Source organism: Gluconobacter sp. P1D12_c, assembly GCF_018812105.1.
Classification (GTDB): Bacteria; Pseudomonadota; Alphaproteobacteria; order Acetobacterales; family Acetobacteraceae; genus Gluconobacter; species Gluconobacter oxydans_A.
This window is the reverse complement of the sequence record NZ_JACSIQ010000943.1, coordinates 1-349: the sequence shown is the minus strand read 5'-3', so window position 1 is coordinate 349 and position 349 is coordinate 1. Positions and strand designations below refer to the sequence as shown.

The following is a 349-nucleotide window of genomic DNA, read 5'->3' as shown; positions in this document are numbered from 1 at the left end:
GCTTCGCTTTCGTGAACTTYAGYGTCCATCGTGCATGGMGATCCTTGTGCGACAGCTTTGCCGACTTGTCCTGCCAGCCTTCAGGAATACGGCCTGCCCGGAGGTCGGCTTTCTCAGCGTTCGTATTGCGCTGCTTTGGAGCGGCCACCAGCGTTGCATCCAGGATCTGGCCCGACATCGGCAGATAACCGGCGTTCCTCAAAATAGTGTCAAAGCGATTGAACAGACCCTCGATCGCTCCCACCTGCGTCAGGCGTTCAAGGAGCAGCCAGGCCGTTTTGGCATCAGGAACACGATCTGAAAGCCCCAGGCCGAGGAAGCGCATGAACGACAGGCGGTCGTTGATCAG

1 protein-coding gene is annotated in these 349 nt (G+C 58.1%); it reads right to left on the bottom strand.

What is annotated here, in order from left to right:
- Window positions 1-349 (bottom strand): transposase (locus tag KP705_RS19895; RefSeq protein WP_215765565.1); only part of this gene is annotated, 349 nt, incomplete at both ends.